Origin of the sequence: Gluconobacter thailandicus F149-1 = NBRC 100600, assembly GCF_000964465.1 — a bacterium.
Lineage (GTDB): Bacteria > Pseudomonadota > Alphaproteobacteria > Acetobacterales > Acetobacteraceae > Gluconobacter > Gluconobacter thailandicus.
This window is the reverse complement of record NZ_BANH01000017.1, coordinates 101436-124920: the sequence shown is the minus strand read 5'-3', so window position 1 is coordinate 124920 and position 23485 is coordinate 101436. Positions and strand designations below refer to the sequence as shown.

The 23485-nt window shown below is 56.1% G+C and carries 23 protein-coding genes; 12 read left to right on the top strand and 11 right to left on the bottom strand.

Annotation, left to right across the window (positions count from 1 at the left end; translation table 11 throughout):
- Nucleotides 1-8: 8 nt before the first annotated feature.
- A complete protein-coding gene (miaA, locus tag B7444_RS05915) occupies nucleotides 9-1016 on the bottom strand; it encodes a tRNA (adenosine(37)-N6)-dimethylallyltransferase MiaA (protein ID WP_035729550.1) in 1008 nt (335 codons plus the stop codon).
- A 42-nt stretch (nucleotides 1017-1058) separates the two neighbouring features.
- Here miaA and serB point away from each other — a divergent pair, with 42 nt between their 5' ends.
- Entirely contained in the window at nucleotides 1059-1952 is an 894-nt protein-coding gene (gene serB, locus B7444_RS05910) for a phosphoserine phosphatase SerB (RefSeq protein ID WP_007283002.1), read from the top strand.
- 30 nt (nucleotides 1953-1982) lie between these two features.
- Here the strand turns inward: serB and B7444_RS05905 are convergent, their stop codons facing one another.
- Both B7444_RS05905 and B7444_RS05900 read right to left on the bottom strand, forming a co-directional pair.
- Nucleotides 1983-2642 carry a hypothetical protein gene (locus B7444_RS05905; RefSeq protein WP_007283001.1) on the bottom strand — a complete coding sequence of 220 codons (660 nt, stop codon included), beginning with the start codon at nucleotides 2640-2642 and terminating at the stop codon, nucleotides 1983-1985.
- A gap of 113 nt (nucleotides 2643-2755) precedes the next feature.
- Nucleotides 2756-3283 (bottom strand): DUF721 domain-containing protein, encoded by a 528-nt coding sequence (locus B7444_RS05900; RefSeq protein WP_007283000.1) that lies wholly within the window; start codon nucleotides 3281-3283, stop codon nucleotides 2756-2758.
- A 10-nt stretch (nucleotides 3284-3293) separates the two neighbouring features.
- Between B7444_RS05900 and mutY the strand changes: the two genes are divergently transcribed.
- The 4 genes from mutY to B7444_RS16590 all read left to right on the top strand — a co-directional run bounded on the left by mutY (nucleotide 3294) and on the right by B7444_RS16590 (nucleotide 6611).
- On the top strand, nucleotides 3294-4355 hold the full coding sequence (gene mutY / locus B7444_RS05895; protein ID WP_007282999.1) for an A/G-specific adenine glycosylase: 1062 nt from the start codon (nucleotides 3294-3296) through the stop codon (nucleotides 4353-4355).
- Entirely contained in the window at nucleotides 4352-4975 is a 624-nt protein-coding gene (locus B7444_RS05890) for a hypothetical protein (protein WP_007282998.1), read from the top strand. Before mutY ends, B7444_RS05890 begins: the two co-directional genes overlap by 4 nt.
- A 110-nt stretch (nucleotides 4976-5085) precedes the next feature.
- Complete coding sequence (locus tag B7444_RS05885) at nucleotides 5086-6261, top strand: Gfo/Idh/MocA family protein (protein WP_007282997.1); 1176 nt, start codon at nucleotides 5086-5088, stop codon at nucleotides 6259-6261.
- The gene (locus tag B7444_RS16590) at nucleotides 6258-6611 is read left to right on the top strand and encodes a hypothetical protein (protein ID WP_035729546.1); all 354 of its coding nucleotides are present in this window, start codon (nucleotides 6258-6260) and stop codon (nucleotides 6609-6611) included. Before B7444_RS05885 ends, B7444_RS16590 begins: the two co-directional genes overlap by 4 nt.
- Nucleotides 6612-6674: 63 nt before the next feature.
- Here the strand turns inward: B7444_RS16590 and B7444_RS05880 are convergent, their stop codons facing one another.
- Nucleotides 6675-8159, bottom strand: a complete 1485-nt coding sequence (locus B7444_RS05880) for a catalase (RefSeq protein WP_007282995.1) — start codon at nucleotides 8157-8159, stop codon at nucleotides 6675-6677.
- A gap of 234 nt (nucleotides 8160-8393) precedes the next feature.
- Here B7444_RS05880 and B7444_RS05875 point away from each other — a divergent pair, with 234 nt between their 5' ends.
- On the top strand, nucleotides 8394-8804 hold the full coding sequence (locus B7444_RS05875; protein ID WP_007282994.1) for a hypothetical protein: 411 nt from the start codon (nucleotides 8394-8396) through the stop codon (nucleotides 8802-8804).
- 335 nt (nucleotides 8805-9139) lie between these two features.
- Here the strand turns inward: B7444_RS05875 and B7444_RS17120 are convergent, their stop codons facing one another.
- The gene (locus tag B7444_RS17120) at nucleotides 9140-9574 is read right to left on the bottom strand and encodes a hypothetical protein (protein WP_224777871.1); all 435 of its coding nucleotides are present in this window, start codon (nucleotides 9572-9574) and stop codon (nucleotides 9140-9142) included.
- 112 nt (nucleotides 9575-9686) lie between these two features.
- The gene (locus B7444_RS05865) at nucleotides 9687-10751 is read right to left on the bottom strand and encodes a transporter (protein ID WP_016738467.1); all 1065 of its coding nucleotides are present in this window, start codon (nucleotides 10749-10751) and stop codon (nucleotides 9687-9689) included.
- 199 nt (nucleotides 10752-10950) lie between these two features.
- On the opposite strand from B7444_RS05865, the gene B7444_RS05860 reads away from it, so the two are divergent.
- The 3 genes from B7444_RS05860 to B7444_RS05850 all read left to right on the top strand — a co-directional run bounded on the left by B7444_RS05860 (nucleotide 10951) and on the right by B7444_RS05850 (nucleotide 13151).
- The gene (locus B7444_RS05860) at nucleotides 10951-11304 is read left to right on the top strand and encodes a hypothetical protein (protein ID WP_007282991.1); all 354 of its coding nucleotides are present in this window, start codon (nucleotides 10951-10953) and stop codon (nucleotides 11302-11304) included.
- A gap of 90 nt (nucleotides 11305-11394) precedes the next feature.
- The gene (gene ahcY / locus B7444_RS05855; protein WP_007282990.1) at nucleotides 11395-12690 is read left to right on the top strand and encodes an adenosylhomocysteinase; all 1296 of its coding nucleotides are present in this window, start codon (nucleotides 11395-11397) and stop codon (nucleotides 12688-12690) included.
- 71 nt (nucleotides 12691-12761) lie between these two features.
- Nucleotides 12762-13151 (top strand): DUF3597 domain-containing protein, encoded by a 390-nt coding sequence (locus B7444_RS05850; protein ID WP_007282989.1) that lies wholly within the window; start codon nucleotides 12762-12764, stop codon nucleotides 13149-13151.
- 83 nt (nucleotides 13152-13234) lie between these two features.
- On the opposite strand, the gene B7444_RS05845 is transcribed toward B7444_RS05850, so the two are convergent.
- The 4 genes from B7444_RS05845 to sucB all read right to left on the bottom strand — a co-directional run bounded on the left by B7444_RS05845 (nucleotide 13235) and on the right by sucB (nucleotide 19013).
- Complete coding sequence (locus B7444_RS05845; RefSeq protein WP_007282988.1) at nucleotides 13235-14416, bottom strand: histidine phosphatase family protein; 1182 nt, start codon at nucleotides 14414-14416, stop codon at nucleotides 13235-13237.
- On the bottom strand, nucleotides 14413-16659 hold the full coding sequence (locus B7444_RS05840) for a TonB-dependent receptor (protein ID WP_007282987.1): 2247 nt from the start codon (nucleotides 16657-16659) through the stop codon (nucleotides 14413-14415). Before B7444_RS05840 ends, B7444_RS05845 begins: the two co-directional genes overlap by 4 nt.
- A gap of 147 nt (nucleotides 16660-16806) precedes the next feature.
- Nucleotides 16807-17805 (bottom strand): L,D-transpeptidase, encoded by a 999-nt coding sequence (locus tag B7444_RS05835; RefSeq protein WP_007282986.1) that lies wholly within the window; start codon nucleotides 17803-17805, stop codon nucleotides 16807-16809.
- 110 nt (nucleotides 17806-17915) lie between these two features.
- Nucleotides 17916-19013 (bottom strand): dihydrolipoyllysine-residue succinyltransferase, encoded by a 1098-nt coding sequence (gene sucB / locus B7444_RS05830; protein ID WP_007282985.1) that lies wholly within the window; start codon nucleotides 19011-19013, stop codon nucleotides 17916-17918.
- A gap of 173 nt (nucleotides 19014-19186) precedes the next feature.
- Between sucB and B7444_RS05825 the strand changes: the two genes are divergently transcribed.
- The 3 genes from B7444_RS05825 to rho all read left to right on the top strand — a co-directional run bounded on the left by B7444_RS05825 (nucleotide 19187) and on the right by rho (nucleotide 22912).
- Nucleotides 19187-19816 carry a gluconate 2-dehydrogenase subunit 3 family protein gene (locus tag B7444_RS05825; protein ID WP_231502834.1) on the top strand — a complete coding sequence of 210 codons (630 nt, stop codon included), beginning with the start codon at nucleotides 19187-19189 and terminating at the stop codon, nucleotides 19814-19816.
- A 14-nt stretch (nucleotides 19817-19830) separates the two neighbouring features.
- A complete protein-coding gene (locus B7444_RS05820; RefSeq protein WP_007282983.1) occupies nucleotides 19831-21360 on the top strand; it encodes a GMC family oxidoreductase in 1530 nt (509 codons plus the stop codon).
- Nucleotides 21361-21610: 250 nt separating this feature from the next.
- Nucleotides 21611-22912 (top strand): transcription termination factor Rho, encoded by a 1302-nt coding sequence (gene rho, locus B7444_RS05815; protein ID WP_007282982.1) that lies wholly within the window; start codon nucleotides 21611-21613, stop codon nucleotides 22910-22912.
- 59 nt (nucleotides 22913-22971) lie between these two features.
- Here the strand turns inward: rho and B7444_RS05810 are convergent, their stop codons facing one another.
- The gene (locus B7444_RS05810; RefSeq protein ID WP_035729544.1) at nucleotides 22972-23457 is read right to left on the bottom strand and encodes a methylated-DNA--[protein]-cysteine S-methyltransferase; all 486 of its coding nucleotides are present in this window, start codon (nucleotides 23455-23457) and stop codon (nucleotides 22972-22974) included.
- Between the last annotated feature and the right edge of the window lie 28 nt (nucleotides 23458-23485).

The following is a 23485-nucleotide window of genomic DNA, read 5'->3' as shown; positions in this document are numbered from 1 at the left end:
GTATCCTCCTAAGGGGTATGAGGCGCGGGATTTAAGACAGGTTGGGGTAAGTCGTCAACTCGTTCAGATATAAAATTCTCTATTTTTTCGTATTCCGTTTTCGATTCTTGCGCGAAAGGGGCATATCTACGAAATGAAATCATCGCATCCGCGTCCAGACCTAGCGGATGATGCCGAAACCATGTCGCCTGACGGCGGGTATATCGCCCAATGGCCAGAACGGCCGCCTGCTGCGCCGCTTCAAGCGTCATGTCACCCTGCAGAACAGCCGCAAGTTCCGGAACCCCATGCGCACGCATGGCAGGCAGAACAGAATCCAGCCCCCTCGCAACAAGACGACGCACTTCTTCCAGAGCGCCAGCTTCAAGCATCTGCTCGAAACGCATATTCAGTGATTGCCGCAAAACATCCCGCGGTGGATCCAGAAGAACGGATACAAACCGGCACGGCGCAGGCGGCAATCCCGGCTGGGCCCGCCACCACACTAATCCACGCCCCGTCCCGCGCCACACTTCCCAGGCCCTCGAAATCCGCTGCGTGTCATTTGGCCGGAGCGTTTCCGCCGTTTCAGGATCTACGCCCGCAAGCCGGGCATGCAATGCCGCCGGGCCAATTTCTTCGGCCAGCGCCCGCGCTTCCTGTCGCGCCTCATCGCCGGGGTCAGGCACTTCCACCAACCCATCCGTCAGCGCCCGAAGATACATCCCCGTGCCCCCACACAGGATCGGCAGACGCCCCGCCGCCCAGGCCGCCTCCATTTCCGCAAGAGCCTGAGACCGCCACCAGGCCACACTGCCCGGCGTTGCCGCATCCAGCACACCGTAAAGCCGGTGCGGAACAGCCGCCTCATCAGCCGCGTCAGGCCGGGCCGTCAGAATGTGCAGATCGCGATAAACCTGCATGGAATCAGCGTTGATCACCGTCCCCCGGAAAGTCCGGGCGAGGTCTAGAGCCAGAGCCGACTTGCCGGAGCACGTCGGGCCAGCCACAATGAGTGCTGTCTTCGGGGCGTTCATCCCCCTGTTCCTGCCACACGCGCTGGACCGTTACGAGAGCTTATGTCCCTTCCTTCCGTTCTGACCCTCATTGCCGACCGCAAGGCCGGCTCCCTCAAACCAGAAGCCATCGACGTCGCCCGGTCGCTGGTCAAAGGCAAGGCCCCCATCGTCCTGTCGGACGGGGAAGCTGTCGATATTCCATGCCCCACGCCCGGCCCCGGCTCGGCGAGTGCCGCAACAATCCGCGCCACCCTCGCGCCCTATCAAACGGACGCCCTGCTGCTGAAAACCCGTGGTCGCCGCAAGGCCGTCCTGGTCGCAGACATGGACAGCACCATCGTCACAGGGGAAACGCTGGACGAAATGGCAGCCCTGCTCGGCATCGGGGAACAGGTCGCTGCCATCACGCGCGCCTCCATGAATGGAGAGATCGACTTCGAAACCTCCATCGAACAGCGCGTCGCCCTGCTCGCCGGTCATCCCGCGTCTGTTCTTGAAGACGTCTGGAAAACCGTCACACTGACGGAAGGCGCCAGAGAACTCGTCTGCACCATGCACAAGCACAATGCCCGCACCGCACTCGTCTCAGGCGGATTTACGTGGTTCACCCAGAGGGTGGCCGAACTCTGCGGCTTTGACGAAAACTACGGCAACAGCCTTGAAGTCGTGGATGGAAAAATGACCGGGCGTCTCGATGCTCCGGTTCTGGGTCCAGACGCCAAACTGAACCATCTTGAGGACCTGATCGCTGAACGCGGCGTTCAGCTCAAGGCCGCACTAACAACCGGTGATGGCGCAAACGACATCCCGATGCTGGCCAATGCGGGCCTCGGCCTCGCCTTTCACGCCAAGCCAAACGTGAAAAAAATCATCGGCACGCAGATCAATTTTGCCGATCTGCGTGCACACCTGTTTGCCCAAGGCTACAAAGCAGCGGATTTCGTCACTGAATAAATCTATAACGCTACCCGTCAGGTACCCGCCTCAATACCCCCAAGTATAAGGCGGAACGCCTCCGTTGTACCCATTATAACCCGGCGGTGGCCCATAATATCCCTGCGGAACAGCATATCCCCCCACAGGGGCACATCCCTGAGGATAATAACCACCGGGGCACGCGCTAACCGCATTCCCGATTGCCACTCCGGCAGCTACGCCCAGCGCTGCACCAAGGCCCCAACCGCCCCAGCCCCAGCCGCCGCCCCAGCCGGGCACACCCCAGCCATAACCATACCAGCCGGGACCTCCCCAGCCGTTCCAACCGCCCCAACCCGGGCTACCCCAGCCAATAAAGCGAGGGCCACCCCAGCCACCGCCCCAGTTTCCATACCCCGGACGAAAGCCCCACCCCGGGCCACCGCTAGGGCCTCCACGAAAACCGCCGTAACTACCACCACGATAGCCACCGCCAAAACCACCCGGACCACCGCCGCCAGGACCGCCGCGGAAACCACCCATACCACCACCGGGGCCTCCCCCCGGTCCACCACGAAAACCGCCACCACCAGGCCCACCCCCTGGACCACCACGGAAGCCACCGCCGCCGCCCGGCCCGCCACCATGCTGTGCAAGGGCTGTAAGCGGGGAGGCTCCAATCAAGGTAGCCATCAACAGTGCTCCAGCGGACTTCTTCGTGATGTTCATGGCCTGTCTCCTTGGAAAGAGCCGTGTTCTGTTCTTAATATCGGTAACAGCGTGTTCTCTGAAAAGGGCCGTTTCAGGGCATGAAACAAGTCGTTTCACGTGAAACATTTCTGTCACCGACGGCGACCGCGCCGCGCACCAATATGCCCCCCCAGACGCTGCAACGCGTCCCGAAGTTCATCGTCTTCAATTTCAGGAACATCAATCTGAACAGGCCTGGGCCGCGCCGGGCGCGGGCGTTCAAATGCCGTCATATCCTGCACGATTTTCAGACGGAGAATCAGATGCTCTCCCCGCAGACCGCACGCCGTATTAATGCGTTCAATAATCTGGGGGGCCAGATGCTGAAGCTCCATGGCAACTGGCCCGGAACAGGCCAGCGTCAGTGTTCCCGCCGACATACGGCGCGGCTCTGTTACCTTTGACAGTCGTGGGCCGATAAAATCTTCCCAGTCCATGGAAAGCCGAACCAGAAGTGGCGACTTCTTTTTGAAAGCCGGCTTGGTAATTCCCGGAACCAGCGCCCCAATCTGCCTGGCGCCCCCACGCTTGGGTGTCCATACCGGTTTCTGCCCCTGCTGAGGGTCAATTCCACTCGCCCGACCACGAAGGTGCTTGTCCGGACCTTGATCCTTCTTCATATCCCTCTCCGTGACTCCTGACGCTTCCGACCTGCTTCGCTGGTACGACACTCATCGCCGCACCCTCCCTTGGCGCAGCCTCCCCGGCCATCGCCCGGATCCGTACGCCGTCTGGCTGAGCGAGATCATGCTGCAACAGACAACCGTGAAGGCTGTCATAGCGTATTACGAGCGCTTTCTCACGCATTACCCAACCGTGCAGGATCTGGCTGCCGCCCCACAAGAGGACGTCCTGCACCTCTGGGCTGGTCTCGGCTATTACGCCCGGGCCCGAAATCTGCACGCCTGCGCAAAACGCGTCGCTGAACTCGGGCAATTCCCAGACACAGTGGAAGAGCTTCTGAAACTCCCGGGAATCGGTGCCTACACAGCCCGAGCCATCGCTTCGATCGCGTTCGGTGTTCCTGTCGTGCCGGTCGATGGAAATGTCGAACGGGTCACCTCCCGTCTGTTCGCCATCGAAGACCCTCTTCCCGCATCCCGCCCCCTACTGGCCCGACAGGCCGCCCTACTCAATCAGCCAAAAGCAGCACAGAAACGCCCCTCCGACTTCGCACAGGCCCTGTTCGATCTCGGAGCGACAGTCTGTACGCCCCGCAACCCGTCATGCCTCACCTGCCCCTGGCGACCAGCCTGTCAGGGCCATGCCAAGGGAATTGCCTCTACCCTTCCGCGCAAAGCTCCCAAACAGGCCAGACCCACCCGGTACGGCGTCCATTTCATCCTGCAGGATGAAACAGGTCACAGACTGATGAGAAAACGACCTGAAAAAGGGCTGCTTGGCGGCATGGATGAATTTCCCGGAACGGAATGGCAAAGCACTCCATGGACCGAAAAGGAAGCGCTCGCAGCCGCCCCGTTCCTCGGCCCCTGGACAGCATGCGGAGAGGTCACGCATGTCTTTACTCACTTCACACTTCGGCTCATGATTTACACCGCAACCCTTCCCTCAGGCCATAATGCAGGGATCGATCCGTCCTTCGGCACGTTCAGATCCACAGAGCGCGCCGCCCTGCCAGGCGTCATGAAGAAATGTCTGGCCCTTACAGTTGCTGATTTGGAGACACGATGAGCGAAACCCCTTCCCTGACCCGCGTGTGGTTCATGGACTGGCACGGCCGGGTTCTCAGCCATGATCCGATCCGGGACGATTTCTCACCCGCCCCCTTCCAGCCCGGTATTTATCCAGGCTTGTCAGCACTGGTACCTTCCCCCCTGAAACTCCCCTGTGACGTGACACTGGAGAAAAGGGTTTCCATGCCCCGCCTGCTTCCCGAACTGGAAATGCGGGAAACTCCTCAGGGATTTGTCTGTCTCGTTAACAAAAAACACAATACCTATCTGATCAGCGCTCCTGTTCCCGCTCAGGGTAGCGTTCTCACCAATTCAACCAATCTGGGTGAATGGGAACAGCTTCTTATTATTCAGGAAGACTTCATGCGGGGTCTTTCCACATTGATGGTGCCCAATGCAGCAACCCTGATCGACACCCAGAACGATCAGGCTCTTTCGCCTCTGCAGTTGAGGCCTGGATTTGTGGGAGAATCAAACGGCAAACGCCTGCCCCTCAAAAAGAACACACCCGCCATCGAAGAACTCGGCCGCCTTCCCGCAGGCCATAAAGCCGAGATCACATTTCATGAAGACGGCAAAGAGCAGCCCCTGATCATCCGCGTGCAACGCCCCGGCTGACGAGATCTGACGCAAATGTCACGATTTACGTGAGGCCACTCGCACACCGCACCCCAATGACCTGAGCGTGCGTTGTTTTCCCTGAAATCTTTGAGGGAAAGCAGTTTGCAATGTCTCACGACACCCCGCCCGGCGTTACCAACCTCCCATCCATTCTGGATACGGGAATCGTCGAAAACGGCCAGATCAGTTTTGGAAACTGGCGCGGGGATGCCGATGTCCCCGAAAGCCAACCTCCTCAGGCTCTTCCCCCTTCAGAACGTGTGGGTTTCGCCATCATGGGCCTCGGCCGACTGACACTCGGAGAAATACTGCCCGCTTTCTCAAGCTGCCGCCTCGCAAAACCTGTCGCCCTGATCTCCGGCCGCCCGGAAAAAACACGCCTGACAGCTCATAGCTACGGCATCGGGAATGACTCCCTCTTCACCTATGACGACATCCAGCGCCTCGCAGACCGCCCCGACATTCAGGCCGTGTACGTCGTCACACCCAACGCCCTGCATGCAGAACAGGTTGAGTCACTCGCAGCAGCCGGCAAGCACGTCCTGTGCGAAAAGCCGATGGCCAAATCAAGCGCAGAAGCCCAGCGCATGATTGCCGCCTGCCAGAAGGCACGCGTCAAACTCATGATCGCCTACCGCTGCCACTACGAACCCTTCAATCAGGCCGTCAGCAAACTTGTGCAGAGCGGAGAACTGGGTCGCCCGAAACTCGTGGAAGCCATCAACACCCAGATACAGGGCAACGCAGACCAGTGGCGGCTCAAACCGGAACTGGCTGGCGGAGGGGCCTTGCCGGACATCGGATTATACTGCCTGAACGGCACCCGCGCCGTCCTGGGAGAAGAGCCGGAAAGCCTTTTCGCCCAGATGATCAGCCCGCCCAACGATCCACGATACAAGGATCTGGACGAGACCTTCTCGTTCATGCTCCGCTTCCCATCAGGCGTAATGGCCAACTGCGCGACCAGCTACGGCGCCTATGAAAGCAAGGACCTCCGGATTCAACTCGAAAAAGGCTGGATCACTCTGGAGAACGCATTCTCATATACCGGACATCGTCTCCGGATCGGCCAACGACAGGGCAACCACAAGACAGTCAACGAGTGGCGCCTTCCGGCAGGAAACCAGTTCGCCCTGGAAATCGACCATTTCGCCCACTGCATCCTGAACGATCTGACACCCCGCACCCCCGGCGAAGAAGGACTGCGCGACCAGAAACTCATGGAAGCCCTCTATGACTCCGCAAGAACGGGCAGAATGATCCACCTGCCCAGAGAATCATGAAAATCCTGTTCGTCCTGCTGGCCACCGTGGCGGGAGTTGGAAGCCCGCTCCAGCAGCCAATACTGCATTATGGCTTAGGACTGACGGTCTATGGTGTGGCTCTGACAGTCCTGCGGTGTGCCCTGCCATTCACCGGGGTCGGCCAGTCTTCCGAACTTCTCAGGAGCATATCCCACACACTCCATGGTAGACATGAAACGGTGGGCCCCTTTGTCCTCACCGGTTCTCTGGCAGCACGGAAAATCGGTTCAGCCGGGCTCACTGTAAAGGTCGCCAGTTGCGCCGCTGCCCTCTCCGTCATCTTGGATCATTTCGGACAGAGGCCACACGCCCCATCAGCACAGCCATGACCACCGGAAAGATCTGCCTGGTCAGCCGGTTCTAAGTAAACTGACCCAGACAGAGTCCCCGCCTCAGGTCTCCTGCGTCGTAGGCGCAGAAGAAGATGGCCCCCTCATGATCCGCGTGACAGCCTGCCGCACACCAGCTTCCCATTCAGGATCCGCCTGCCGGAACAGGGCAAACTGCCGCTCCAGGATCTCTGCCGGAACACCCGTCATGGCTCCTGCAATGTTATCGAAGAACCGCTCCCGCTGACCGGCATCAAACATACGGAACAACGCCCGGGGCTGCGCAAAATCATCGCCGTCACTACGATGCTCATAGTACCCCGCATCCCCATTGATCCGCAGAGGCGGCTCCATGGAAGCTACATCTTCAACCGGACCGCCAAACGAATTCGGCTCATAATATCCGCCATCCCCCGGCTCAGGAGCATCAAACCGCATGGGACCATCCATGTGATAATTTTTCACGGCAATCTGCGGACGATTAACCGGCAGCGATTCATAATGCGTGCCCACCCGGTAACGATGCGCATCAGCATAGGCAAACAGACGCCCCTGCAAGAGCCGGTCAGGCGAGAAGCTAATGCCCGGCACAATATTGGATGGTGAAAAAGACGCCTGCTCGATTTCCGCAAAATAATTCACGGCATTCCGGTTCAGTTCCATGACGCCCACTTCCTGCAAAGGATAATCCGCATGGGGCCACACCTTCGTTACATCGAACGGATTGAAACTGACACGCTCAGCCTCAGCTTCTTCCATCACCTGAATGAACACGGTCCATTTCGGGAAGTCTCCCTTTTCGATAGCGTCGTAAAGATCAGCCTGCGCACTTTCACGATCCTGCCCGATGACAGCGTTCGCTTCATCATTGGTCCAGAAACGGTGTCCCTGCTGGGTTTTGAAATGGAACTTCACCCAGAAGCGCTCACCCTGCGCATTCCAGAGCGAAAACGTGTGACTGCCATACCCATTCATGAACCTGTAGCCCTGCGGCAGCCCACGATCGGAAAACAGGATCGCCACCTGATGCAGACTTTCCGGACTCAGGGACCAGAAATCCCACATTGCCGTCGCTGACCGCCGGTTCGTACGCGGATGGCGCTTCTGGGTATGAATGAAATCCGGAAATTTCATTGGATCGCGAACGAAGAAAACGGGCGTGTTGTTCCCAACAAGATCCCAGTTCCCCTCATCGGTATAGAATTTCAGGGCAAAACCCCGGACATCCCGTTCAGCATCCGCCGCACCCCGTTCGCCTGCCACGGTGGAAAAACGCGCCAGCATATCCGTGGTCTTGCCGATCTCGGAAAAAATGGAAGCCCTGCTGAAACGGGTAATGTCGTGCGTGACCGTAAATGTGCCAAACGCGCCCGACCCCTTGGCATGCACTGTCCGCTCAGGAATACGCTCCCGGTTCTGGTGCGCCAGCTTCTCAAGCAACTGATAATTTTCCAGCAGCAATGGCCCACGCGGACCCGCCGTCTTGCTATCCTGATTACTGACCCAAGGGGCACCTGCGGTGGTGCGAATGATGGTCCGGTCGACCATAGCCTGATCTCCTGTCTTAACAAGCAGGACCAGTTAGCCGACATACAAATCAGAGGTTAAACCGATTTATTTTCTATCTCTGTTCGGTTCTCCCTTTCAGAGGTCTTTCACATTTCCGTAAGGGCCTGATCCATTTCCTACACAACCATTTGTTTTCCCTTAGCCTCCCACGAGATGCAGGACATTACGCCCGTTCATGAGGCCCAAAGGCCTCAAAACTGTTAGGAAACTGACATGTTGAAAACACCTGTCATCCTGCTGTCCGCAGCAATCGGCCTCTCTGGCTGCGTTGCCGACAAGACCAGTTCTCAGGAAAAACAGCTCATTTCCGCTGGATTCGTCAGGCATCCTGCCAATTCCCCCTCTCGCCGGGCAGAATTGCAACTCATGCCGCAACACGTCTTTCTGACGCACACAACACCCGAAGGCCTGCGCTACATCTACGCAGATCGTGACCTGTGTGACTGTGCATTCGTCGGCACACTGGAAGCATTTGAAAAATATGCAGCAACGCAGCCACACGGCGTACCCACAACTCCTGCTCCCAATTCGGGCAACCGCCCAACCACAGACCCCAACACGACCTCGTCCGCGCTCGGACAAACGCCTGCAACATCCAGCGGACCGGCCAAGAAAAACCCCTGACCGATCCCAAATTTCTGACAGACTGCACTCATACCGCTCAGCATCAGCTATTATCTTGGTGATACAGGGCGGTATGACGTGAATTCACAGCCAAAACATGCTGAATCGCGTTTTTGGGCTCAAAATCATGCACGAGTCTGCAAGGTGTCGGCACGCATCCTTTGTTAATTGCGGCGAGGACGACACCCTCTAAATCGACATGGTGCAACATCTTCCCGTTGCGATAAAAATCATTGTCGCAACTGAAGAAATTCAAACACCGACCGACCATTATTCCGTAAATAAACTAGCACTTACATGTAATATCGCCAGTTGTTCAAAATAGGGTTTTCTCCTCAGGGCAAAATTTTCAGATCTTCAGAGTCCCCGATAAAAATCTGCGTCTGAAAATAATGTTCCCCCGTTGGCACTCCGTCATCATCCAACCAGATAATAGGAACTCTCCGGGCAAGCCCTGACACAATGATTGTCCGGTTCATAAAATACTGCTCGGCCGTCTGGGGCTTGTTATGCAGCAAGTCATTCGCCGTAGCACCATCAACCGCGACAATAAGGGTCTTAGGGTCTCTGTAGTCCTGGGCAGAATCCAAATACATTGCCCCATCCTTCCAACCGACGCGCTTTACAGTCATCCTGAACCTTCCAACCACTCCAGAAGGGTCAGCATGAACGGCAGAAATCGCAGTCTCAGGCGTGTAAGTTTGCGGCCCGCAAGCAGTAAAACCACAAGCCAAAAGGGAGAAAATAAGGAGTGTTCGAAAACGAAGCATCAGTTTCCATTTCTAGAATAGAGCAGCCTTCCAGCTGCTTTCTGAATGTATCTTTTCGTAACAGAAACAGATTTTTCCCTCTTGGACAACAGGCAATCAGTCAAGTCGCCCTTCAGAGAAGCCGGGCCAGCTTCATAAAGAGGAATGTCACGGCCATGAAAACGAAGCACACAAATCCGGCTTCAATGGTGCCCCATGCGCCCTGCGCAAGAAACATACCGCCCGTGTTCATGCCGAAGAATCCCGTCACAAACGTCGCCGGAAGCATCAAGGTCGTTCCCACGGAAACGATATACAGACGCCGGTTGGTTTCTTCCGCCTGATTGGAACCCAGTTCGTCCTGCAACGAACGCGCACGATCCTGCAACGCGATCAGATCGTCCAGAGCCGCATGAACCTGACGTTCCGCACGATCGCGCAGTTCGTCTTCCGCCCACTCCGGAAGATCCAGATCCTCATCTTTCAGAACGCGGTCAATAGGCGTGACAACACGCCTGAGCTCTGTCGCCCGACGACGCACCTTACCAACGATACCACCCAGATGCCCCAGATCGGACCGATGCTCGATCAGCAGAAGAGCATCTTCCGCACGGTCAAGATCATCATCCAGCTGGCCCAGCTGTCGACGTACAGTTCCCGTAAATTCCCGCAGAGCCCGGTCGATAATTCCCGCGGGGGTCGGAGGAATATGGTCGGCTCGCAGGGATCGGTAAGCAGCCCCCAGAACAGGAATGGGATTGCGCCGCGTCGTGATCAGAAGATCAGGCCGCATGGCAAACCGCCAGGCACAGATCTCCCTGTCATCCTCTGACAACGCATCATCAAATGCCGGAAGCGCGCCCCAGATCAGATCATCAACTGCCTCCAGAGCAATCCCGTATTCGGTTTCTGCCAGCATGGCACGCACGTCTTCCGGCAGATCCGGAAGATGGGCGACAAACGACCGCGCTGAGCTGTGAACCGTATCGAAATGGAGCCAGAACCATCCTTCTGACGTCGTCTCGTGGCCCGGCGTCAGAAGCACTTCGACCTCATCAGCCCCAAGAGACCGCAGTTCCTGACCCGGAACCGCCTGCACAGCCCAGACAAGACCATTGGCAAACGCAGGTTTTCCCGTTTCCTGAAAAGCCGGATCAAGCACCGTGAAAGGAAAGTTGTAGGTGGGGTTCTCTGACACGGCATCCTCCTGTTCTTCAGGGGGTGTTCTGGACCTGCGTCGGTTTGGAATAACTCGACTGAGGGTGATCTGCCGTTCTCTGGCATGGCCGGACAACAGACGCAATATGCTGCCTTGAGGCAACTGTCGCGCCGGCTGGGAGTTATCAGATTATTCCTGGAAGAGCCAGCTCTTCCCTATGGAGAGGAAAGATCAAGATATGTCCATTCGCCTGAAAGCCTCCCTGCTTGCAGCAGCCGTTCTGATGGCCTCCCCCGCCGTCTCGTCCGCAGCCTTCGCACAGGCCATCAGCAGCCCGAGCAACGATCAGCCTCAGACGTCCAATACGGCGACGCAGAAAGCACAGAATTCCACCATTGATCAGCCGGCGAACCACCTGCCCACAAACCCCCGTACCATTACGGAACAGCCTGACCAGCCCGCTCCGCAGGCCCCACACGCCATGTCCGACACCACGAAGCGGGGCAAGACAGAGTACAAGCACCATCTGAAGCGGACGCAGCAGCCCCATCTGACGGTCAAGACCAAGACCGACACCGCACAGCCGAACTGACACAGACCAGATGCGACGGAGCCACACTTTGCGTGGCTCCGCCAAGCCTCTATACCTGCTGCCATCCAAGACGGGCAGTAAGGGCCAATCATGACCACGCAGGACTACAAGGTACACGACATTTCCCTCGCAGACTGGGGCCGCAAGGAAATCTCCATCGCTGAAGGCGAAATGCCCGGCCTGATGGCACTCCGCGAAGAATACAAGGACACGCAGCCGCTCAAGGGCGCCCGTATCGCTGGCTGCCTCCACATGACCATCCAGACCGCCGTGCTGATCGAGACGCTGACGGCTCTCGGTGCAACGGTCCGCTGGTCGTCCTGCAACATCTTCTCCACGCAGGATCACGCCGCAGCAGCCATCGCTGCCGCTGGCATTCCGGTTTTCGCCTGGAAGGGCCTGACGGAAGACGAATTCAACTGGTGCATCGAGCAGACCATCACGGGTCCGGACGGCTGGACGCCGAACATGATCCTCGATGACGGCGGTGACCTCACGGTCATGATGCATGACAAGTTCCCGGAACTCCTGAAGGACGTCCGCGGTCTCTCGGAAGAGACGACAACGGGTGTGCATCGCCTCTGGCAGATGGCCAAGGCTGGCACGCTGAAGGTTCCGGCCATCAACGTGAACGACAGCGTCACGAAGTCCAAGTTCGACAACCTGTATGGCTGCCGCGAGAGCCTGGTGGACGCCATCCGCCGTGGCACAGACGTCATGATGGCCGGCAAGGTTGCCGTCGTTGCCGGTTACGGCGACGTGGGCAAGGGTTCCGCTGCCTCCCTGCGCAATGCAGGCTGCCGCGTTCTCGTGACCGAAGTCGACCCGATCTGCGCCCTTCAGGCCGCCATGGAAGGCTATGAAGTCGTCACCATGGAAAACGCAGCACCGCGCGGCGACATTTTCGTCACCTGCACGGGCAATGTGGACATCATCACGATCGACCACATGCGCGAAATGAAGGACCGTGCGATCGTCTGCAACATCGGTCACTTCGACAGCGAAATCCAGGTTGAAGCCCTGCGCAACTATCGCTGGAACAACATCAAGCCGCAGGTTGACGAAGTCGAGCTGGCCGAAGGCCGCCGCATCATCCTGCTCTCCGAAGGCCGTCTCGTGAACCTTGGCAACGCCACGGGTCACCCGTCCTTCGTGATGTCCGCTTCCTTCACCAACCAGACGCTGGCCCAGATCGAACTCTGGACCGCCAAGCCGGGCCAGTACGAAGTGAAGGTTTACACCCTGCCGAAGGCTCTGGACGAAAAGGTCGCCGCCCTCCACCTCGCAAAGGTCGGCGCCGAACTCTCCAAGATGTCCACGAAGCAGGCTGACTACATTGGCGTTCCAGTCGCCGGTCCGTTCAAGCACGAAGAATATCGTTACTGAGCGGAACAGGTGACATGGGGTAGGCGTTGTCTACCCCGACACCTTTTTTCAAACCGTCAGGAGTGTTTCCTATGGGTCTTTTCAGCACGATCATGTCCAAGATTTTCGGACATGCAGAAGCAGCCACGCCAACGTCCGGCACGGCTGATGCACAGGCTTCCGCTGGCGCTCCGGCTGCTGCGGCACCTGCCACTCCGGCCGCACCAGTTGACGTGGACGCTGTTCTTTCGGACCTGGCATCCAAGGCTGGCCAGCCGCTGAACTATAAGACCTCGATTGTGGATCTTCTGAAGCTACTCGGTCTCGACAGCTCCCTGGAAGCGCGCAAGCAGCTTGCAGGCGAACTGCACTACACGGGCAGCACGGACGACTCAGCAACGATGAACGTCTGGCTCATCAAGCAGGTCTATGCCGAGCTGGCCAAGAACGGCGGCAAGGTTCCTGAAGGCTGGGCACACTAAGCCCTTCTTCAGAACAGCTATGAAAAAGCCCGGATGGTCTTCATCCGGGCTTTTTTTATGTCTTCTCCAAGATCTTCTGGACGCTACGGAGCAAAAACCGACCGCGCGGGAGACAACGTAACGACTGATTTCCCGATATCTGGCGCCCTCGCCTCACGGAGCTCTTCCAGAGACTGATGGAAGACCCTGAGCCTGACATCTCGCGTACCATCAGAATGACGCCAGCGCTCAAATACCAGAACGGTATTTGGCGCCGTAGAATCCGGTTGATCCGAAAAAGACCACTCGACGCCAAACAACGTCATCATCGCAGCCAAGTTGGTGTCGTGCCCTGCCAGAACCAGTACCTTCGTTGACGGCAGGATGGCCGGAATCGCGTGCACCGGCTGATCAGAAAGAAATGCGCGAATACTCTCTGCCATCATGCCATTCCGCGCTCGCGCATATTCCGGAAGACGGCGCAGAAGATGATTTTCTGCTTCATGTGCCGGCATGACGGTCTCAAGAAGATGAGGAACATCCTGCTCGGCAATACCAAAATCCGTCAGCGGTAGCCCCTCAGCATATGCCAGCAGCAAACTTTCTGCCGCCATTCCTGCCGTTACAAAGCCACCCTGAAGACGAGGTGCCCCCTTTTTCCACTCAATGGTCGTGGGAGTGGTCAGACACTGAGACGATGCGGATTTTGCTGCGCATCCATTCGGAGCCAGGAGCGCCTGAAGTGTCTTTAGTGCGGCATCGGACGCAGGCTCGGGAAGCGTGGCTTTGGCTACCTCAAACTCTCGTTCGAGAAGAGCGGAATCAATTTTCCCTGCCCTATTTCCGAATGCATTGAATAACGGATCAACCGGCGTAGATGCCCAACCTGCCTGTAACGAACATCCGGGAGCAATGTCCTTTGCCCAGACCTCACCCGTCTGTCGCGTCCTGTGATCGGCCGTATCAGCCCAGACAACAGTTTCCCATTCCACCGTCTGACAGGACTGCGGCGACTGGAAAAGAGCTGTCTGACTGTAATTCTCCCGCACAGCCCGCACCATTGCTCTCAGAGCATCAATACCATGATCCGTCATTTCTCCCGGAGCGACAGACCATGTCTGCCAGGAATGCCCTGTCCGGCGCTGCATTTCCTGCGGTGAAACGGTAGGACTACGGATACCGTGCCTCCCCAGAAAAACGACCTTTTCCAGAGTGTCTCCCTGCGTCTGAGAAGCACATCCCCCCAGAACAAAGAGGACAAGAAGCGAAGAAATTCGGCAAATCATGGCATCGTTGCAGTCATGTTGAAGAAGACGCTCCGGCCTGCGATACGCCAGAATAGCGGCGCATCTCCGTAAGACTGCGTCCCGGCATAATCACTGATTGAGCGATTATTGAAGAGATTTGCAACCTTGATGCTCGGCGTCACGTCCCTGAAGAATGAACCGATGTGATGAATACGCCAGCCCACGGCAAGGTCAGCAGTGACCGTGCTGCCAATTTTATACTGGTTTTTGAAAACTGCGTTACCCGCGTCGTCCATCGTACTGTCCAACCCCCAGTGATGGCCCGCATATTTACCCATAAGAGAAAAATATGGGCCATGGTCGCTTTCATAGAGCAAACCAAAAGACGCTAATGCATTCGGTGTCTGAGCGACGCGCACATGGCTGTGCTTGTATTTCGCATCATTCACACTGTAATTTCCATACAGGGAAAAACCGTAGCCGATAACATACTGACCTTCGAACTCAATCCCGCGATACACCGCACCACCGCTGTTAACATATGTCGATGTCGTACCGATGTTGGGAACCTGAATCTGTGCCGAGGCAATATAATTTGAGAAATTAATGTAATATCCATCTAACGACAGCATCCAGTTGCGCCCATGATACACTGAGCCAACCTGATAATTCATGGTCGTTTCAGGCTTCACATTTCCAACAGAACTGACCTGAAAAACAGATAGTGGTGGAGCAAGAAATCCCCGCGCAACCTGTGCATATGCGCTCCAGTTTTTCATAATACGTTGGTTAATCGCAATGGATGGCTGCCATGATCCATAGCTCTGCGTATCTTTCAAAGGAAGTTTTGTCCCCTTATTGACACCCGCATCATAATCTCTTTTGAAAATGGAATATTTTATACCCGGTTTAATCGTCACTCCTGGCCACGGATGAATATCCAACTCCAGATAAGGCTGAATTGTCGTGTTCAGGTCCGAGATATTATAGCTGAATGCTGAACCTGTTTTCCCGGGAACGGGAACAGAATTCTGGCTAAGATCAACGGCATAAGTATATCGACGATCTTTCTGAACATCTGCCCAGACACCCAGCAATACGTCGCCATAAGTTGTGTGCCCCTTCAATCGAAGGGTATCGCCATATGTGCGATAAGCAGCATCAGCATATTTTCCGGGAATATCTTTTTTATAGGTCGCTATTTTTTTTCCGACCACATTATAGAATGTCACACCATTTGCTGCGGTATCGCTCTGACTGGCATCCGTGCTTTCAGTATAATCATGCTCAAAACCGCTAGTGTAAATCTGGTTCTCCAGCGTCAGCCAGGATAAGAGCTTCGTTTTGAGAGAAACATAATCGAAGTCAGACGTATAAACACTTGGCTGGTATCCATAATAACATTGCCTTCCTGGATCATTGCATAGTCCGTAATTTTTCCCGTATTTCTTGTAATCTTCTAACGTTGCGCCTTGAGTCGTGTACTGCCATTCCTTATTATATGTTGTTTCAATCGTCAGTGTTGTTTCTGGAGCCAGGTCAATCACGTCCTTAAACATCAGATTGCTGCGACGTTCAGATGAATTGGTCAGATACCCATTGGTTTCTTCGTGCTGCATGTCGACAAATGCACGGCCCATTCTGGTTTTTCCGGTATCAAACTCAATGCCACCAGCACGCGTATTAAAACTGCCATAAGTTCCGTATAGCGTTGTTCCCATTCGGGCCGCAGGGTTCTTTGACATAAATCCCATGGTACCGCCAAACGTCGCATTGCCAATCGTTGACGCTGTACCGGGCCCGCGATCAATCTGCGCCTCGCCAAGAAAATGAGAAATGAACAACGCAGACGTTGTATGTCCCATGTCGGAAGCATTGCCAAAAGGAATGCCATCAAACGTCATGTTGTATTGACCATCCTGAAAGCCACGCAGGCTCATGGTCTCAGCTTTGCCCATCCCTGGGCCATTTGGGTTCTGGGAAAACACGCTAGGCTGGAATTGAATAATATCGTCAACACTTGCAAGCGGAATAATATTATTCGCCAGAAATCCTGACTGAATTTTTGATGTCGGTTGCGTAATGTCCAGTGGAACTGTTGCGGGAGCGATACGTGATGCGTGACCCAGAACTGTCAGCTTTTCAACTTTAGACGCCTCTTTGGATACCTTCTTTTTATCGTCCGCATGCATGGCATCCGCAGCGTATGTCGCAGAACCAAAAAGAATCGCTCCTGTTACAAGTCCTGTGGACAAAGCGAGACTTTTTCGAACATTTTTCATGGAAATCGCGTGCTCCCGTGGAAGAGAAGACGCTCATTACTCATGCTTTCTGGTAGTGAAAACCTGTATTACCGCTTCGTCATGGAAGCTTCATACAGGTTACTCAAAAATGTCATACTTATTATGTAATAATTGTTAAGGCCAACATCAGGGAAGCGGTCTTTTATCCGCAATCGGGTCAATTTTCGGCTCCGTCAAAGGGCCGGAATCGACAACAATAACAAGGTCTCCAGCAATAGGCGTCTGCTCACGATCTTTTGGCAGCAGCGCCGCAAATCGTGGATCATAGCTCGCAGCCTGCTCATAGAGTGCGTCGATTAATCCATAATGATCCATAAAGTGGTTCATCGTCGCTGGAATGCGAATGCAGCCCTCGGACGCAGAATGTCCAAGGCGCCATTCCAGGAATTGTGGGTCCGTGGCATGAATTTCGAGCCTGATCTGCCCGGTCTCATGTTTAGGCAGCCAGCCTTTCATTGCTGTCTGCCACCCCATATCCCACACGCGAGATCCTTTGGCACCGATACCGCGGATACCATATTTATTCTTGGTGCCTTCTGCACGGTAGCCCAGGCGGTCCGCCGTGTTCTGGAAAACACCGACAGGGGTAATGTAATAATATTTACGGCCCGTTGTTCCTGTAGAAACCGGTGTCCCTCCGATGGAAACCCACGGCTCATCTGGAAGCGCCAGAACGAAATCCAGGTGCTGTACTTTTTCATTACGATCCACAACCATGATGAGTTGTGGACGCGAGATCGGCAAACCTGCCTTTGATAGTTCGTCCTTGGCGAGAGAAATAAATGCCTCACGGCGCTCTGGCTTGTAGGTTGAAAAACCCTTGACGGTTTTCACCATCATCTTTTCCAGCCGTGCCGCTTCCTGGTGAGCCTCCACATTGCTGACAACAGGAAGCGGTGGAATTTCTACTGGAGGAATTTCCGGCACAGCATCGGTCGGCGGATTGATGGCAGGAGGGGGAACCGAAGCGTCTCCAATAGCACCTGCTGCTGAAACTGCCTGTGGATTTCCGGTAGAAGCTTTATCTGCCTGTGCACATGCCGTCAGCGGAAGAACACCGCCTCCCAGAACGGTCGCCATCGCAAAAAGCTGTAAAGAAGAAGACAGTCTGAAAGCTGGTGACATAACTGAAGTAACCCTCGGTTCAACGTGACAAAATGAACGCGAGGGAACGACAGATCGTCCAGCGTTCAGCAGAAGACGCAACGCCTTAACGTTACGTCTTCCGAAAAAGATCAGAGATCAAGAAGAAGTCTTCGCGGATCCTCAACAAGCTGCTTGACCCGAACAAGGAAGCTGACGGCTTCCCGCCCGTCTACAATGCGATGGTCGTAAGACAATGCAACATACATCATGGGGCGAACAACCACCTGCCCATCACGCACAACAGGACGATCCTGAATGGCATGCATGCCCAGAATACCCGACTGCGGCGTGTTCAGGATGGGCGTCGAAAGAAGCGACCCGAAAATGCCACCATTCGTGATCGAGAAACTGCCGTGTGACAGTTCGTCCAGTTTGAGAGACCCCATCCGGGCGCGTTTGCCATAGTCCGCAATGCGACGCTCCAACTCGGCAAAACTCATCTGATCGGCATCATGAAGGACAGGAACAACCAGCCCCCGCTCGGTACCAACCGCAATTCCGAGATTAACGAAATCCCGATAAACGATTTCATCCCCTTCGATCTGGGCATTCAGGGCAGGATAATCGCGAAGCGCACCGACAACAGCTCTGGCAAAAAAGGACATGAAGCCCAGCCGGGCCCCATCATGCTTCTTTTCAAACTCATCCCGATATTCGGCGCGCAGAGCCTTGGCCGCCGACATATCAATTTCATTGAACGTCGTCAGGATCGCCGCAGTGTTCTGTGCCGCTTTCAAATTCCGTGCGATCGTTTGCCGCAGTCGCGACATCGGAACGCGACGTTCCCTGGGATCATCAATGCCCGAAACCGTGGAGACCTGGGGTTCGGCGAATGTCGGGCTAGGAGCAGGTTTTGGTGCGGGCGGTGGCTCAACAACAGGCGCAACAGGATCAGGACGTGCAACCTCTACAGGCGGAACAACAGGGGCTGCGGCCGCAACCGGAGCTTCAGCCGTTTCGTCGATTTGGCCCAGGAGACCGCCGATTTCCACTTCTGTCCCGAGCGGAATGCAGTTTTCGAGACGCCCGGCTGAAGGTGCCGTAACTTCAACGCTGACCTTGTCCGTCTCAAGTTCGACAACTGTTTCATCATGCTGAACGTAATCGCCCGCCTGCTTCAGCCAGCGCGCGACAGTCGCGGTCGTCAGGCTTTCTCCCAGCGCCGGCACCCGGATTTCGACCGCCATCGTCTCTCCTCACTTGCACAAACACCCCGATCAAGGGATGGATCTCTTCTAACTCTCATTCCGCCGGATGCCCGACAGGGTAACTGAAGCAGGATAGTGCATCTTGATCCTGAACGGGAGACAGGAACTATCCCTATGCCGGGACTTTGAAAAATGAAGCAAAGGACGCCGACATGACACACCCGTCTGATACACCTCTCTTTCTTGCCTCAAATCACCTTTCCCGTCGCACCCATGACATCCTGAAGGAACGTCTCGAAGAGGATTCCTCAGCCCTTCCACGAACACTTTCTCCGACCGCTTTTGCGGTTTTGGAGCGTCTTGTGACCGTTCTCCTGCCGCAGGAAGAGATTCTGGGCCAACAAACTCTCAATCTTGCTCTGCGAGTTGATATGGCGCTGAGCGGACCGCGGGACGGCTGGCGTTTTGCGGAGCTTCCTTCTGACATTCAGGCTTGGGAGCAGGCCCTGCTCACTCTGAATGATCTGTCGATTTCGCAATTTGAGCGCCCTTTTCCTCAGCTTGAAGACAGTGCCGTCGAGGCATTTCTGGATGGCATGGGAGAGGGAAAGGTTGGGCTGCATACACCAGACCGCCTGCAACCACCGCAGATGCAGAAATGGTCACTCGATCTGCGGGCAGACGTTATCGAGTGTTTTTTGGCTGATCCCCGCGTTCAGGACAGACTTGGAATGTCTGCCAACCTGAACGGGGGAGATGAAAGATTCCAGGGTTTTGAAACCGTTCAGGCCAATGAACGTGAAGACTTTGAGCCCATTACAAAGATCTGCTCCGCAGCATAAGGCGAACCTGAAGAATGAAGACTTATGCCGAGACGGATATTCTGGACGTCATTATTATTGGAAGTGGTGCAGGAGGCGCCCCTCTGGCCGCGCGCCTGGCCCAGGCAGGCAAAAGCGTTCTTGTGCTGGAGGCCGGCCCGAAATTTACGCCCTCGCACTATACATCTGACGAAATCGAAGCCCGCGAAATCTACTGGCTCAACGAACGTCTTTCTGGCGGCCGCAACCCCCAGCCCTTTGGCGGCAACAATAGCGGAACCGGGGTCGGCGGATCGCTTCTCCACTACGGTGCCTTCCTCCCCCGTCCTGATGCGCGCGATTTTCAGCTGCAGACGGAGACGGGTCTCAGCGTGGACTGGCCGTTCCGGTATGAAGAACTGCTTCCCTATATTGAGGAAGTGGAAGCTTTCATCGGTGTCTCTGGGCCGCCCCAGTATCCATGGGATTCCTCGCGGCATTACGCCTACGCGCCGCCGCCGGCCAATCCCGCAGCCGTAAAAATGCGGGAAGCCTGTGACGCAATCGGCCTTCGCCATGCTGACGGTCCGACCGCGCTGATTACACGCTCCTTCAATCAGCCTCATTTTGGCACGCGACAGGGCTGCGTCAGCTGTGGAGCCTGCCATCAGGGGTGCCGGAACGGGGCGAAGTCAGGCGCCGATAACACGTGGCTTCCTTTCGCCGTTGCCCATGGAGCCGAAATCCGACCGGGGTGTTTCGTTCATACCATCGAAACGGATCAGGCAGGTCGCGTCACAGGCGTGGTCTATAAACAGAACGGTCAGGATATTCGCCAGCGGTGTGAGAAACTGGTTTTGTCCGCTGGTGCTGTCGAGACTGCCCGTCTGCTTCTGCATAATGGGCTCGCCAACAGCTCAGGGCAGGTTGGGGAAAATTACATGACCCATATCTCAACCCAGATCTGGGGTGAGATTGACCAGGAAGTCCGTCCCAATCGTGGCTATCCCTCCCTGACGATCACCGAAGACATGATGCGCCCGAAAGATGCGGATTTTGCTGGAGGGTACCTGATCCAGTCCCTTGGCATGATGCCCATTACCTGGGCCTCCAACATTGCGCGCGGATCTACGCGTCGCGGGGCAGATCTTGTCCGTACCCTTGCGGGATACAATCGGAGCATCGGCATGGGCATCCATGGGGACTGTATGCCCAGCCCGGAGAACCGTGTTGTATTGTCGGACGAAAAAGACAGCTTTGGCATCCCGAAGCCTCTCATCACGCACAGTTACGGCCCTAACGAACTGGCCATGCATGCCCATGCTTCCCGTCTGCTGACCAGCATGTGGGACGCCATCGGTGTCAGGGATCTTCGCATTCTGGATCGGGCTGCCCATATGATGGGTACAGCGCGCATGGGGAAAGATTCCGGCTCCGCTGTTGTCACGCCTTATGGGCAGAGCTTCGATATCGACAATCTGTGGATCAGCGATCATTCCACATTCCCCAGCGCCACCGCCGCCAACCCGGCCCTCACGATCATGGCCCTGTCCCTCCGCACGGCAGACGCCATGCTGGCACATTGACCCACATCAAAGTGACGTCACCGGGCGCGTGAGACTTGACACCCCTTCGCGCGCTCCGGTAATCCAACTGTGACTTCCTGGTGGTTATCAGCCGCCCGGTCTCCTTTCCTAACCGGATGACGTTTGCTCCCGATGCCACGCCCTGAAAGGCGCCTGACGTCCGGAGCCTCTGCTTTGATCAGTTCTGCATCAGGCAGGCACATCCTCCCCCCATAAGGTTTGCCCCAAGGGCACATAAGGCGCGTTTTTCATGCATCTCGCCGAACTCAAGAAAAAATCTCCGGCCGATCTGCTGGCTTATGCAGAGGAACTGGAGATCGAGAACGTCTCGTCCATGCGTAAGCAGGACATCATGTTTGCTATCCTCAAGACCCTCGCCGAACGCGATCAGGCGATCTATGGCGAGGGTACGCTGGAAATCCTGCCGGACGGTTTCGGTTTCCTGCGCAGCCCGGAAGCAAATTATCTTCCCGGCCCGGACGACATCTACATTTCCCCGACGCAGGTGCGACGTTTCGGTCTGCGTCCCGGTGATACGGTTGAAGGCCAGATCCGCGCCCCGCGCGATGGCGAGCGTTATTTCGCGCTCCTCAAGGTCAACACCATCAACTTCGAAGATCCGGACGTCGTTCGGACGCGTATCAACTTCGATAACCTGACGCCGCTCTACCCTGAGCGTCGCCTGAAGATGGAAGTTGAACAGTCCGAACCTGCTGTTTCCGAGACCTCCCCCCGCAGCAAGGGCAAGAAAGACCAGCGCGACTATACGCCGCGCGTCATCGACCTTGTCACGCCGATCGGCATGGGCCAGCGCGCCCTGATCGTCGCTCCGCCGCGTACAGGTAAGACGGTGATGCTCCAGAGCATCGCAGCCTCCATTTCCGCAAACCATCCGGAAGTCTTCCTGATCGTTCTTTTGATCGACGAACGCCCGGAAGAAGTGACGGACATGGCCCGCTCCGTGCGCGGTGAAGTTGTTTCCTCCACCTTCGATGAACCGGCAACACGCCATGTTCAGGTGACGGAAATGGTTCTCGAAAAGGCCAAGCGCCTGGTTGAGCACAAGCGTGACGTCGTGATCCTTCTGGATTCCATCACCCGTCTGGCCCGTGCCTACAACACCGTTGTGCCATCATCCGGCAAAGTGCTGACCGGCGGTGTGGATGCCAACGCGCTGCAGCGCCCGAAGCGCTTCTTCGGTGCGGCCCGTAACATCGAAGAAGGTGGTTCGCTCACCATCATCGCTACGGCGCTGATCGATACCGGTTCGCGCATGGACGAAGTGATTTTCGAAGAGTTCAAGGGCACCGGTAACGCCGAACTCATCCTGGATCGCAAGCTGGCTGACAAGCGCACCTTCCCCGCCATCGACATCACCAAGTCGGGCACGCGTAAGGAAGAGCTGCTCGTTGACCGCGCTGAACTGTCCAAGATGTGGGTCCTGCGTCGTATCCTCGCGCCGATGGGCACGATGGATGCCATGGACTTCCTGCTGGACAAGCTGAAGTACAGCAAATCCAACAACGACTTCTTCGAAGCCATGAACAACTGATAGTCGTCTGGTTCATGCAAAAAAAGGGGAGCTTCTGCTCCCCTTTTTTATTGACGTTTTCAGTCGCCTTTTTCGAGATCAAGAAGGATTTTCTTGTCTTCGACCCCATTTAACCCGGAATACCCCCCTAGCCCGGTCGCCCCTACGACACGATGACAGGGAATGAGAACTGGAATTGGGTTAGCCCCCATAGCCCCCCCAATAGACCGGGCGGACCCTCCAGCCTGTGCTGCAATTTCCGCATAGGTCCGGGTTTCTCCGTATGGGATGTCCAGAATGGCTTTCCAGATTTTCTGGCGGTAAGGCGTTCCATAGGGCGAGAACGGAAGCCCCCTGAAATCGACCCGTTCCCCATCAAAATACTTTTCGAGAAGATCACGAACCTTCACCAGGAGCGGCGTCTCTTCCTGATCGCGCCCCCACCCCCAATCGAGAGCAACAATACGCCCGTCATCTTCACTGATGGTCAGGGCTCCGAGAGGGGAATGGCAGGAAAGCTGTGGCATACAGATACGCTGCCCCATCCCCCGGAAAGCGTCAATCATGCTTCCCTAAAAGAGTCCCTGAGAAAAA